Source organism: Paenibacillus sp. PastM-3 (assembly GCF_029893965.1).
Lineage (GTDB): Bacteria > Bacillota > Bacilli > Paenibacillales > Paenibacillaceae > Paenibacillus_AQ.
The window spans coordinates 166,225-179,129 of record NZ_JARXXP010000004.1 but is presented as its reverse complement, the minus strand read 5'-3'; the positions used below and the strand labels follow the sequence as shown (position 1 = coordinate 179,129).

Annotated in this window: 13 protein-coding genes; 4 read left to right on the top strand and 9 right to left on the bottom strand. The window is 55.4% G+C overall.

Annotated features, from left to right (window positions below):
* Positions 1-29 precede the first annotated feature (29 nt).
* Complete coding sequence (locus M2108_RS09635) at positions 30-500, bottom strand: Hsp20/alpha crystallin family protein (protein ID WP_277468887.1); 471 nt, start codon at positions 498-500, stop codon at positions 30-32.
* Positions 501-676: 176 nt separating this feature from the next.
* Entirely contained in the window at positions 677-1,243 is a 567-nt protein-coding gene (locus tag M2108_RS09630; RefSeq protein WP_277468886.1) for a GNAT family N-acetyltransferase, read from the bottom strand.
* A 101-nt stretch (positions 1,244-1,344) separates the two neighbouring features.
* On the opposite strand from M2108_RS09630, the gene pdxR reads away from it, so the two are divergent.
* A complete protein-coding gene (gene pdxR / locus M2108_RS09625; RefSeq protein WP_277468885.1) occupies positions 1,345-2,784 on the top strand; it encodes a MocR-like pyridoxine biosynthesis transcription factor PdxR in 1,440 nt (479 codons plus the stop codon).
* Positions 2,785-2,835: 51 nt separating this feature from the next.
* Here the strand turns inward: pdxR and M2108_RS09620 are convergent, their stop codons facing one another.
* On the bottom strand, positions 2,836-3,825 hold the full coding sequence (locus M2108_RS09620; RefSeq protein ID WP_277468884.1) for a helix-turn-helix transcriptional regulator: 990 nt from the start codon (positions 3,823-3,825) through the stop codon (positions 2,836-2,838).
* Positions 3,826-3,938: 113 nt separating this feature from the next.
* Between M2108_RS09620 and M2108_RS09615 the strand changes: the two genes are divergently transcribed.
* From M2108_RS09615 to M2108_RS09605, 3 genes are all read left to right on the top strand, one after another.
* Positions 3,939-4,364 carry a VOC family protein gene (locus tag M2108_RS09615; protein ID WP_277468883.1) on the top strand — a complete coding sequence of 142 codons (426 nt, stop codon included), beginning with the start codon at positions 3,939-3,941 and terminating at the stop codon, positions 4,362-4,364.
* Positions 4,365-4,498: 134 nt separating this feature from the next.
* On the top strand, positions 4,499-5,092 hold the full coding sequence (locus tag M2108_RS09610) for an RNA polymerase sigma factor (RefSeq protein ID WP_277468882.1): 594 nt from the start codon (positions 4,499-4,501) through the stop codon (positions 5,090-5,092).
* Between the two features lie 82 nt (positions 5,093-5,174).
* Complete coding sequence (locus tag M2108_RS09605; protein ID WP_277468881.1) at positions 5,175-5,972, top strand: hypothetical protein; 798 nt, start codon at positions 5,175-5,177, stop codon at positions 5,970-5,972.
* A 29-nt stretch (positions 5,973-6,001) separates the two neighbouring features.
* Here M2108_RS09605 and M2108_RS09600 read toward each other — a convergent pair whose 3' ends face one another.
* The 6 genes from M2108_RS09600 to M2108_RS09575 form a co-directional block, all read right to left on the bottom strand.
* Positions 6,002-6,907 (bottom strand): DNA-3-methyladenine glycosylase family protein, encoded by a 906-nt coding sequence (locus M2108_RS09600; RefSeq protein ID WP_277468880.1) that lies wholly within the window; start codon positions 6,905-6,907, stop codon positions 6,002-6,004.
* Positions 6,888-7,496 carry a methylated-DNA--[protein]-cysteine S-methyltransferase gene (locus M2108_RS09595; RefSeq protein WP_277468879.1) on the bottom strand — a complete coding sequence of 203 codons (609 nt, stop codon included), beginning with the start codon at positions 7,494-7,496 and terminating at the stop codon, positions 6,888-6,890. The genes M2108_RS09600 and M2108_RS09595 overlap by 20 nt, the downstream gene beginning before the upstream one ends.
* Complete coding sequence (locus M2108_RS09590; RefSeq protein ID WP_277468878.1) at positions 7,477-8,064, bottom strand: bifunctional transcriptional activator/DNA repair enzyme AdaA; 588 nt, start codon at positions 8,062-8,064, stop codon at positions 7,477-7,479. Before M2108_RS09590 ends, M2108_RS09595 begins: the two co-directional genes overlap by 20 nt.
* 233 nt (positions 8,065-8,297) lie before the next feature.
* Positions 8,298-9,302: a 2-keto-3-deoxygluconate transporter gene (gene kdgT, locus M2108_RS09585; RefSeq protein WP_277468877.1), complete on the bottom strand. Its 1,005-nt coding sequence runs from the start codon at positions 9,300-9,302 to the stop codon at positions 8,298-8,300.
* 52 nt (positions 9,303-9,354) lie between these two features.
* Positions 9,355-10,317, bottom strand: a complete 963-nt coding sequence (locus tag M2108_RS09580) for a tripartite tricarboxylate transporter substrate binding protein (protein ID WP_481856887.1) — start codon at positions 10,315-10,317, stop codon at positions 9,355-9,357.
* A 182-nt stretch (positions 10,318-10,499) separates the two neighbouring features.
* The gene (locus M2108_RS09575; protein ID WP_277468876.1) at positions 10,500-12,821 is read right to left on the bottom strand and encodes a helix-turn-helix domain-containing protein; all 2,322 of its coding nucleotides are present in this window, start codon (positions 12,819-12,821) and stop codon (positions 10,500-10,502) included.
* Positions 12,822-12,905: the final 84 nt, after the last annotated feature.

The following is a 12,905-nucleotide window of genomic DNA, read 5'->3' as shown; positions in this document are numbered from 1 at the left end:
CTTCAGCACTCCGCGCAGACTTGGACAGCTTATTGAAGCTGTTGCCCGGAGTTTCCGTCATCCTGAATTTCGATCCGCTTGCCGGCGGGTTTTTGCCGCTTGGGCACTTCAAGTCTCAGCAGCCCGTCCTTCAGTGAAGCCCGGATGTCATCCCCGTTAATATCCTGCACGTAGAAGCGGCGTACATATTCACCATAACGGCGTTCCCGGCGCACAACCTGCTGTTCTTCATTTTCCCGGCTGCTTTCTTCCTTGCGCACCGCCTTAATCGTCAGATAAGGACTCGAATAATCAATGTCGATGTCGTCCTTGCTGAAGCCCGGCAGTTCAGCCTCAATCAGATAGGCCTGCCCGCTTTCGCGGATATCTGTCCGGAAAGACAGAGCGCTGCCGCCGGTCATCGGGGCAAAAAACTCATCATTAAAGACATCATGTAAAGACTTTGTGAGGGCACCGAATACATCATCTCTGCGTTTTCCAAAAGGGACCAAATCAAACATGTTTCATTCTCCTCTCTTTGACTTTTGTTTGTTGTTTTTGACTTTGACTTTATTTGATCTTTCTTATGGCTTTATTATAGCGCGCTCCCGGTGCAGGCTCAAAACCGAAAAACCGGGAAATTCCGGCATTTCGGCTTGTTTTTCAAAGCTTATTTTTACCATTCAACTTTTTTGACCTATTTTGACCTTTGTTGTACATATCGCTCGCGATACTCATGCTCCAGCATGCTCATCATTACTACATCATGGTACTCATGATTATAAAAAAGCGTCTGCCGCCGCACGCCCTCCCGTACAAAGCCGACGCTCTCGTAGACATGCTCAGCACGGCTGTTGAAGGTGTAGACCTCCAGCTCAATCCGGTGCAGATTCAAAATGCCAAAGCCGTACTCCAGCATCAGCAGCAGCGCCTCCCGCCCGTATCCCCGGTTCTGATGCCGCTCTTCACCGATAGCCAGCCGCAGATTGGCGGTCCGGTTGCCCCGGTCCATATCCTGTATTGCAATGTCGCCGATGACCTCATCGTTCTCTTTTAGGGCAATCAGCAGCAGCACCCCGCTGTCATCTCCCGCCTTGCGGTCGATATAGGCACTGATCTGCTCTTTGTTAATGTGCTTCTGCGTTCCTGTAAGCCGGCGTGTCTCCTCCCCGAAGAACATATGGTAATACACCTCGGCATCCTCCCTGTTCAGCGGGCGCAGATACACCCGTTCTCCTGTCAATAACCCTGAATGCTTACCCATTATGTCATCCCCTGTCTTCATTAATAGCTCTATGGTATTGCAAATCTGTATTCTGTAAAATATACAAAACAAGCTAATTTCAAAGGACAGATGAGAACCTTATGTTAATAAACCCCATGCTTAGCGAAGACCGCAAACTTCCGTATTACATCCAGCTGTACGACTATTTCAAAAAAGAGATTCTCGGCGGCGCACTGCCTGCAGGCACACGCCTGCCCTCCATCCGCGTCCTGGCCGGACAGCTGAATATCAGCGCCACTCCGGTCGAGCTGGCCTACCAGCAGCTGGTTTCCGAAGGTTTTATCGCCAGCCGGCCGCGCAGCGGGTATGCTGTGGAGCCGATGCATATGCTCAGCAGCAGAGCCGCCGCTGCAGATGCGGACGCCAGCCGGCCCTCTCTGCCTGCTCCGCGGATTACGCCCCGAGACCCGCAGCATTACCTATATGATTTTCATATCTCCAAAAATGATTTTTCGCTGTTTCCCCACAAAATCTGGCGCAGGCTCTTTCAGGAGCAGCTTGCCAATCCCGACCTGCTGCAGTATGGCGACCCGCAGGGCGAGCCGGCTCTGCGCGGCAGCATCGCAGCTCATTTGCGGCAGTTCCGGGGGCTGCGCTGCACCCCGGAGCAGGTCGTGATCGGCGGTGACCAGCATCTGCTCTGCACGCTACTGTGCCATATTCTGCCCGGCAGTAACCGGCGGCTTGGCATTGAAGATCCGGGTTACCATCTGCTGCCGGCTGCTTTTGCCAGAAACAGCTATGAGATCATTCCCGTTCCCCTGGAGGAAGACGGGCTTGATATAGAACAGCTGCGCGATAGCGGTGCTGGCGCTGTATACATTTCGCCCTCCCACCAGTTTCCTTGCGGGATGATTATGTCCATAGCCAAGCGCCATGCCCTGCTGGACTGGGCCAGAGCCACGGGCGGCTATATCATTGAAGATGATTACGACGGCGAGTTCCGCTACCACGGCAGGCCGGTTCCCTCCCTGCAGGGGCTTATGGAGAACAGCCGGGTGATCTACATGGGCAGCTTCGCCCAATCGGTTGCCCCTGCCTTTTGTGTACATTACATGGTGCTGCCGGAGGAGCTGCTCCCGGCTTACCATAACCTGGCAAAAGAGCTGTACCTGGAGCATTCCGCTTCGCGGCTGAACCAGATCGCGCTGCATTATTTCATGGAGCGCGGGCATTTCGCCAGACATCTGCGGCGGATGCGGCTGCTCTATCAGAAGAAGCATGATTCTCTGCTGCAGGCCATCCATTTATACTTCGGGGAGCAGGCGGCAATACGCGGACAGGGAGCAGGCTTTCACCTTCTGCTCCGGCTGAACCGCGGCGGTGATGCGCGCCTGCTGGCAGACACAGCTGCAGCCGCCGGAATCCGCGTGACCCCGATGTCGTATACGTGGTGGGGGCAATCGGGAGCAGAGGCGCACAGGAAGGATACCCCTGAGTTTATTCTGGGCTTCGGGGCCATCCCGGAAGAGCGGATCGGCGCAGGCATCCGCCGGCTGGCTGAGGTATGGCTGGGCTGAATAGACCGCTCAGCTTGCTGCGCCCCATCATCATGGCTTGCAGTCCGCTGCTTAGCTGTATTTTCGCAGCATCTCTTCCAGCATCGTCTTCAGCTCTTCCACCAGCTCAGGCGGCTCCTGGACCTTCGCTTCATTGCCCAGCCCGGTAAAAAACCGGGCGAAGAAGCGCAGATCCTGCGCCGGCGCCTCTCCCTCCAGCCAGCCGGTGCCGCCGGCACGGATATGCAGCAGCGAAGCGGACCACAGCTCCGCCTCGCAGGCCTGCACCCCTTCAGCTGTCAGCTCTGCGTATAGCCGGACCTTGTTCCGGTTTTTTTGCGCTTCCGCCCCATCAGACTGTCCTCCCGGCTGCCCTTCTGCCGTATACTCATGCCTGTTCCCCAAGTGAACCCGGCGCAGATCAAGCGGCTCATAGCCTGAAGCCTCTTCCTCTACAGCATCAATCCGGTCACAGCGGAACACGCGGATGCCTCCGCGCAAAAAGCAATAGGCCGGACAGTACCACAGCCCGTTGCTCGCATAAATGCCGACCGGCTGAACCGGACGCAGCCTGCGCTCTCCCCTTGACTCATAGCCGATAAGCAGCACCTTTTGGTCTATGGCCGCTTCCAGCAGGACAGACAGGTAAGGGAATTCCGCCTGACGCGCAGGGGTCACAAAATCAATCCGGTTCTTCAGCTCATCAATGCGGTCCCGCACATCGCCGGGCATATAGTGATAAAATTTGCGCAATGCGGTGACCGATGCTTCTTTAAAGGGCAGATACTCATAATGGCGCAGGGCATGGCTGGCAAAAAAAATCGCCACCGCCTCCTCCTCCGTAAAAGCAATCGGCGGAAGAATCCGTTCATTCAGCACCTGGTAGCCCCCATGCGGTCCTACCTCGGAATACAGCGGAACACCCAGCTCGCCAAGCTCCTGCAGATCCCTGAGAATGGTCCGGGTGGACACGCCAAATTCATCGGCCAGCTCCCTGACGTTGAATTTCCGTTTGCGGTTGACCGTCATCATCAGGTCCAGCAGCCTTTTGGATTTGGACATGGCATTATCTCCATTCCTTTTTTATTTGTGACAATAGTTGTCACTATTACAGCCTACAATAAGAGCATAGCCCGGATGGACGGGCAAATCTACAGCCGGAGGAGCGATTTATAATGTCTATAGAAGTAAATCCGTTTATTATGCTTGAAGGAACAGCACGCGAGGCGATTAACTTTTATCAGGAGAGTCTGGGTGCAAAGCTGCTTTTTATGCAGACTGTCGGGGAAGGCCCGCTTGATCACGATACGCCTCTGTCTGACGAAGACAAGGCGCGGATTGCCCATTCCGTACTCCGCATCGGTGATACCACAATGTTCGTAGCGGACCTGGAGCCGGGGCAGACGCGGCAGACCGGCAACGGGCTGAATCTCTGCATCTCCACCAGTGAGGCGCAAACGTCAGAGCAGTTGTATAGCGTGCTGAAAGAAGGCGGACAGGTGGATATCGAACTGGGACCAGCGTATTTCAGCCCTGCTTACGGCATGGTGACCGACAAGTTCGGCGTTACCTTCCAGATTTTCACGAAGCGGCAGCAGTAATCTCTCTAGTAAAGCCCGTCAGCTGCTTTATAGCTGTACGGGCTTTTTTTCGCAAATTCAGATATGCTTTTCAGAAAAAATGTCACATTCCCGCTGCCTGCTCCGTTGTACAGATTGAAAGGAGGTGAACAGCCTTGGAAAATACTGAACTGCAGCGGACGGTCGGTGAGGTTCTGGCCGGGGATACCGGAAAATTTGAAAGCATCGTGCTTGCTTATCAGAAACCGATTATCCTCTACTGCTATCACATGCTCGGCTCTTATCCGGAGGCTGAGGACAGCGCACAGGAGGTTTTTTTCAAAGCCTACCGCTCCCTGGACAAGTATAATCCCGAAGTACCGTTTGGAGCCTGGCTGTACAAAATCGCCTATAACCAGTGCATCGATGTGCTGCGCAAAAGGAAGCTGGGCAAGGCGCTCAAGCTGTTTTATCAGGATGAGACACAGCACAGGCCGGTAGACCAGCAGATTGAAGCCAAGTATCTGGACGAAAAGGTTCAGCGGGCTATGGCCAAGCTGTCGGCAGAGGAACGCAACCTGCTGATCCTGCGCTCGGTGGAGGAGATGAGCTATCAGGATATCAGCCTGATTCTGCAGCAGAACAGTGCCCGGCTGCGGAAGAAATACGAACGCGCAGCGGAGAAGTTCCGCAAATACTATGCAAATGCGAAGGGAGAGGACCGCTATGCCGGTTTACAACGACAAGGAATTGAAAGACATCCTTCTTAAGGCCGCACCAGCAGAAATGGATGTGTCCGGCAGGGTGATGGAACGGTTATATGCCACTAAGCAGACAAAGGAGAGGTTCTTTATGAAATACAAAGTAGGTGTACTGGTTATGGCGGGGCTGCTGCTGACGGCGTCCTCCGGATTTGCCGCAGTACATTATCAGAGCCTGAAGAATAAGGACGGGGAGCTTACTTACCAGGTGAAACCGGCAGCAGAATTCCCTGCGCAGCAGGAGGAAGCGGTTCAGCGGCTTGATTACACCCGGGAGCTCGGGGAGCAGCTGCTTCAGGACGGTACGGCAGCGATTTTTTATGTCACTGCGCACAATCCGGACGGTGTAACCGACATGAGGTCCAAGCCCGTGATCTACAGTGACTGGTCTGATCTGCAGGCCAAGCTAGCCGGACAGGAGATCGGACTTGCCGGGCAGCTTCCTGACGGCTACGCCTTCCACAGCGCCTCCGTCAGATATGAGCCGCTTAAGCCTGCCCCCGAAGAAGCGGCAGCTATAACAGACAAGCTGCGCAAGCAGGCAGAGGAGTCTGGCAAGGGCTATGCCCTGCAGCCTGTCGGACTGTCAGACAATCTGCTTAACGTGAAAGCCGCTTACCGGCAGGGAGCTAACGAAGTAACTGTAAGCATAAGCAAAACCGAAGGGACGGCTACAGCTTACGTAGATGAAAAGGTTGCGTTCACCGCCGAGAAGCTGACTTCCGGAGGCACTGACCTGATCTATACCCGCTACAAAGGCGGCAACAGCCTGACCTGGACCGCTGAGGCACCGGATGGCGCAACCTATCAGTACCAGCTCGACGAGATGAGCGGGCAGTTCTTCAGCAAGGAAGAGATGGTGCAGCTGGCGGAGCCGCTGCTGAAATAAGCGCCTGGCCTGATTAGCGGGAGCTTGGCTTAATAAAGCGCCCGCCACAAATAAAAGGTGGCGTAGGCTTCCCAGCCCTTCCAGGGCACCGCCAGCTCCAGCAGCTCCGCAGGCGTAGGCTTGCGGTCCATGCCGGCCAGGAATTTGACCGCATTTTGCAGGCCGACATCGCCTGTAGGATACGCGGTTGTATCACGCAGGCAGCGCATCCGCACATACTGCGAGGTCCACGGGCCGATGCCCCGGAGCTTCAGCAGGCGCGCCTCCGCTTCCTCCGGCGAGGGCAGGGCCAGCAGCTCCTCCCGGCTCAGGCCGCCTCCGGCGATAAGGGCGGCAACCTCCAGCACCGTCCGCGCTTTGTTGCGGGTCAGCTGCAGGCTGCACAGCTCCTCCTGGGTGACCGTGAGGAACACCTCCGGTGCAGGGAAATGATAATACGTGTGTCCTTCATATTCTAATGAAGTCCCGTATTCGGCAGTGAGCCTGTGCTTGAGCCTGTAGGCAAAGGCCAGATTGACCTGCTGGCCGAGAATAGCCCAGCACAAGGCCTCGAACAGATCCGGGATGCCGATAATCCGCAGCCCCCTTTCGCTCACAGCCAGCGGCTGCAGCAGCGGGTCCCGTTCCGCAAGCCCAAAGAACGGGGCGAGATCGCGGTCCAGATCAAACCACTCCACAATATAGCGGACCAGGCCGGCCGTGGCCTCCGCTCCAGGAACAGCCCCGCTCAGCAGTGTAACCTGCAGACGCGGAGGCTGTTCCGCCGCCGTTGTCAGGCGGACCAGCAGCGGCTTCCCTTCCGGCATAAACAGCCGGTTAACCCCCTCATTGTCCGGACGGAACAGGCACTCCAGCGGGGAGCGGTTCATATAGGCCAGACAGGCCTTCAAGTCAAAATAATCCGGCAGCGGCAGCTCAAAAAGCAAATCGTTCATGTCCCTGCGCCCCCACATGTGTAATTCCCTCCAGTGCCAGCAGCTCCTGCTTCAGCTTCAGCCCGCCGCGGTAGCCGGTCAGGGTGCCGTTCGCCCCGATTACCCGGTGGCACGGCACGATGACCGGTATCGGGTTTTGACCGTTGGCTGCGCCTACGGCACGCACCGCAAGCGGACGGCCGATTTGCACAGCCAGCTCCTTATAGGTAGCAAGCTGCCCGTGCGGGATCTGCATCAGCCCTTTCCAGACCTCCTGCTGAAAGGCGGTTCCCCACAGATCAAGCGGCAGACTGCCGAAGCTGACAGCTTCACCCGCGAAATAGCGTTCAAGCAGATTGATAACCCCCATCTCCGCAAAAACGCCTGCATTCTCTTCAAGCTGTGCGGAAGGGGCATGGAGGTTCAGCCAGCCCGCCGGAAGCTGACCCTGATCCTGTTCATAGGAAACGCGGATCAACCCCTTGGCGCTCGCCCAAAGCGTCCATGCTCTGCCTCCAAGATTCACGGTATGATGATAGATTGTGACCGGCAAGGCAGCAGCACTCCTCCGGTTCCCGGCCATTTCAGGTTTACTCGTGATTCTGCTCATGAGCAGTCCCTCCCTTAGATTGATTGCGGTACTCTGTTGGTGACAGACTGTTCTTACGGGTGAACCAGGCGGCAAAATGTGATGCGCCCTGAAAGCCCGCCGCCCTGCCGATCTCGGCAACCGGCATATCTGTACGGGCCAGCAGCCCGCATGCTTTGTCCGACCGCAGCTGGTCCACCCGTGCAGCCGGCGAGCAGCCGGCCACGCGCTTATACGTCCGCTGCAGATGGAACGGGCTGACTGCAAGTTCCTCAGCCAGCTTCGCCAGCGTCAGCTTCTCAGCCAGCCGGGCCTCCATAACGGCATCCGCCCGGGCGGCCAGCACCGCATCCGGGCGGAGTGTGCCACCCTCCTCGGGCCGGCACCGCTTGCACGGGCGGAAGCCCGCCCGGACCGCTTTTTCCAAAGACGTATAAAACTCTACATTCTCCGCCTTGGGCGTCCTGGCCCGGCAGGACGGGCGGCAGACGATACGGGTCGTAAGCACTGCCGTATAATAAACACCGTCATAGGTCGGTTCACGGTCAACTACTGAAGCATAAATACGCTCAAACAATGCCTGCTCCATAATTACATCACCTCATACCGCCAGTATAAACGATTGGCCCCGGCTTATGCAGGTTTCCGGAACAGGAGAGCAAGATTACGACAGTGCAGGCCGAAACGGCTGTACAGTCTTTAACAGGGTCGTAACCGCACACAAAAAGAACCCTCCGCATAACGCCATTAGGCGCACGGAGGGTTGTTCAGCAAATAGATCTATTTTATAAACTATATCATTAACGTTGTTATAAGAATTATTTAAACAGCAGCTTTCGGTGTTCCAACATCAGAAGGCCCCTCTGACACAGGCGGTTTCTTCTTTTTCATATAATCGGAATAGTAAGCCGTAATGATTGGAACCAGAATGGAGGTCACAATAACGGATGCGGCTACAAGCGCTGTTGCGGTTTCGGCCGCAGGCAGGAATTCCGGCTTGAGGTTAGCCACCAGCATAGGATTCGCGACAGCTGCTCCGGCGGTGCTGGATGCGGCCAGTCCTGCTGTACCATTGCCCCCGCCGATGTACTTGTCGGCCAGAATCAGCGGAATACCGGTAATCACAATAACAGCGAGACCGAGCAGAATACCCAGCAGACCTGTATCCAGAATGACGCCAAGGTCAATCGAGCTGCCGAGTGCGAAGCCAAAGAACGGAATGAGGGTCTGTGTAGCTTTTCCGAAATAAGCGCGCAGGTCGTGGTCAAGGTTACCCAGCAGGAAGCCGACGAGGAACGGAAGTACAGCGCCTACAAATACATGCGGTTCAAATACGGCTACACCGGTACTGCCGAGGATCAGCATGGTTACGAGCGGGCCGGATTCCAGGGACATCAGCACGAATGCGCCGGATTCTTCTTTGGTCCCGTACTGCTGCATAATGGAGGCATACAAGCCGCCGTTGGTCATATCCATCGCTGAGATGATAGCAAGCACTGACAAGCCGGCGAAGAAGCCGTTCTTCACGCCGCCTTCAGGCAGGAACTGGATGGCAATCAGGGCCACAACCCAGGCTACGGCTATTTTGGTCAATACCAGTGTTCCGGATTTGCGCAGTACCGTTCCAGTTGCCCGCACGTCAATCGCTGCGCCCATACAGAAAAACCATACAGCAAGGATCGGCACCGTACCCGTCATAAGCCCCTTGGTGAAACCGCCGAAGTATTCGCCCGCATTAGGGAAAGCCGTGTGGATAATCGCCCCCAGGAACAGCGGTACCAGCATCATGCCGCCGGGAATCCGGTCGAGCGTCTTTTTAATCTTCATAGTAATTAATCATACCTTTCATCTTAGGTTGTTGCCCGGCCGCCTCTTCATGTCAGTTACGGCTCAGTCCAAGCTCCGGAATCATCCGTGAGAATAAATCATCGCTTTCCTTGAGCTGCCGTGAGAACGCCTTACCGTCCTTAACCAGCAGTCCAAGTCCGTTCATTGTCATAGCTTCGCGAAAGTTACGGTCTTCCGTCCCTTTAATAAAGGCCTCTGCCAGCAGCTCCGAAATGGCATCCGGCGTATCCTTAGGTACTGCAAGCCCTCTCCACGTACCGGTAAAGTTCACATGTATTCCGGTCTGTTCCTCCAGTGTGGGTACCTCAGGCAGCGCTTCTGAGCGCTTGTCGGCATTGACTGCCAGCGTCCGCAGCTTTCCTTCATCCACATACCTTTTCACCTCGGCCGGACTTACCGGTACCGCATCGACAAAGCCGTCCATCAAAGCAGAGACGGCCGGCCCCGCACCTTCAAAGGGGATATGGGCGAACTTCACACCGGTTTCCCGTTCCAATGTTACGGCAGCTAAATGCCATATGCTCCCCGTTCCTGCGTTTCCCATTTTCAATTCGCCTGGATGCGCTTTCGCAAAGTCGAGAAATTCATTCACAGTTTGCCATGGCGCTTCGGCTCTTACGGTAATGGCGGAAGGATCAAAATTCGTCTGGGCGATCGGTTTAAACTTCTCATAAGTAATCGGCAGCAGTCCCAGATGCGGCAGAATCGTCAGCTCCGCCGGTAAAAAAGTGACCGTGTAGCCGTCAGTCCTCGCATTCGCACCTTCCATCAGTCCGACGGAACCTCCGCCGCCTGTCCGGTTCAGTACGATTACCGGCTGGCCGAGCACCTTCTCCGCAGCTTTAGCCAAAGCCCGGGCGGTTGTATCTGTTCCTCCGCCGGCAGCATAAGGTACGATCAGTGTGATCGGTTTATCGGGAAAATCGGCGCTGACGCCATTGTCGCCCCGGTATCCGGTTATGCGGGCTCCAATAAAGAGAAGTGCAGCTATCATAACTGCTGCTATTCCTAACGCGATCTTTGTTGTCCGTTTCAACGGCCATCCCTCTTTCTTAATCTGTATACAGTGCTCCACCCCCTGAATATTTGGCACATCAGCCGCTTCGTGCGGGGATGTGAAAGTTTTCTCAAATAGAACTTTAAAGCATTCAGAGGGCATGCAGCAATCGTATTATCTTATTTTGAATCGTCAGAAATGCCGGAACCATGCGGTTTTGGCATTTCTGCATATGGATTGGAAGATTTGCTGTTCTCCCGGAACTTGCCCGGTGTAATGGATTTGCTCTTCCGGAAGACCCGGATAAAGCTGTTCTCATTCTGATAGCCGACAAGCTGAGCAATCTCAGCTACCTTCAGGCTGCTGCCCTGCAGCAGCTCACAGGCCTTCTCTATTCTAAGGCCGGTCAAATAGTCATACAGGGTCGTTCCGGTCTCTTCCTTGAAAATGGTGCTAACGGAGGAAACCCCCAAATTGACATGGGCGGCGATATCCTGCAGGCCAATATTATGCTGCAGATGCTCCTCCATATAAGCAATCAGCTGCTGTACAAGCACGTACTCCTTGGAATGCCGGTGCACTTCCAGTGCATGCGCCATCTGCTCAATGATACGGCACAGCATCTCTTCAATATCGTTCAAATCCAGTGTAGATACCTGGTGAATGGTATAGTCAGCCAGCTCCGGAGGCAAAGCATGTCCTCCTGCGGCGGCAATGCGGATAATTTCCTCCAGCAGATCATCCAGCATGCGGATCATTTTTTGCGGCTGAAGACCTCTCTTACGTACATCTTCCGCCCATCTGTGCACCCGCTGGCGCCCGGTAGCGGCGTCTGAGCTTTTGAGGGCCTGCAGCACCTCCTGCTGCCAGGTGTCATCGGCTGCCGTGCTGCTCTCATCAGGCTTGTTCTCCAGCCCGGGATAGAGGCGGACACGCCCGTACCCGTCGTACAGACGGTAAGATAAAGCGGCCTCTGCCTCCGTATAGGAGCGGGCAGCCTGGCCGATCTTCGCTGCCTGTGAACCGATCCCGGCAGACACGGATATGCCCAGCACATCGGACACAATGCCAACCAGCTTCAGCGTATCTTCGTACAGACTCCGCGCATTCTCCCCTTCGGCGGACTGAAGCAGCAGAACCAGGCTATCCTTGCGCGGTGATGCCGTAACCGTCCGCCAGGATGAACTGAAGAATTCGGATACCATATTGTTCATCGCATACTTGAGCAGCTGCTGGTCTTCCTCTGGATAAGCAGCCGCCCACTGTGAATGGCGGTCGATGGAAATGACCAGCAGCTCGAAAGGCCCCTGCTGCCAGCCGGCAAAATAATGCTCCCATTTCGTCCCTGTCTCCTGCTTGCCCATATTCCTGAGAATCAGATCCCCGAGGAATTTGGAGCGCAGCTCCGGGAGGCTCCAGTCAGCCACCAGCGATTTGCTCCGGAACTCGCCGACCAGCTTGCCGATGACAGGCTCCAGATCGTAGAGATTGCCGTGCCCTCCCCCTTTTTGCTCCGGGCTTAGCAGCCGGTTGATCCGCTTGAGCGGCCGGAAAGCGGCGAAGTTATAATAGTAGATCGCAGAGCAGCCGACAGCTATCGAGATCAGCGACAGCGACAGCATCATATTGCGGGCTGTCGTTACATTCTTCAGCAGCTGCTCCATCGGAACCAGCGAAACGAGGCGCCAGCCGGTGACATTGGAGAAAGCCTGGTTGGCCATATAAGCCTGGCCGTTTATTGTGACATGGGCAAACGGGCTTACATCGATCTCCGTCAGAACATCCTTCATATCCTCAAGCGGCACAGGCAGATTAATCTTGGGATAGATCAGCTCCCCCTCCAGATTGTATACAAACTGGTAGCTGGATAAATGGGTGTACATCTTGGAGAAAAGCGTATCGTAATCAAGATCGATGAGCACCGCCCCTGTAACGTTCCCGTTCCGGACGACCGGACGGGCCAGGGAGAGCAGCTCCGTATTGCTCAGCTGTGTATCGGAACCGGTGTACAGCCTTCTTTTAATCAGAAGCGGCTTCTCCTTAATTTCCTCCAGCCATCCGCTCCAGTCATGCTCCGGCGCTTCCTCCCAGTCGGACCTGTAGCCATACCGGCTTGACACTACGGAGTGTTCCTGAAAATTAATGACGCTGATTGCATGAATGTCCGGCTCCGACACCAGCGCCTTCAGCACATTCTGCGGCTGCGCGGCCGCCTCCGCCGCATGATCCGCATCTGCAGACAGGAACGCCAGCACAGCCGGATTAAAGGAGAGGTCGACCGCTTTGTTGTCCGCCTCCCGGAACGCCCGGTTCGTCACATCCACATTAATCTGCAGCAGCTCGACGTTCGGCGTGTTCAGCTCCGTATCAAGCGCCTGGCGGTATTCCCGGTAGGAGAACAAGCCGATCAGTGTAATACAGAGTGAGACACTTATGGTAAGAAACAGGATCAGCCGGTTCTGTTTGTTGTTCAGCAGGTACTTCAGTTTGAATCTCAGCATCGCTACAGCTTCATCCTTCCGCTATTTCCCTTAAGTTTTCAGACCCTTAGAGTAGCATGGATGGCCCTGCTGCAATATGGGGCA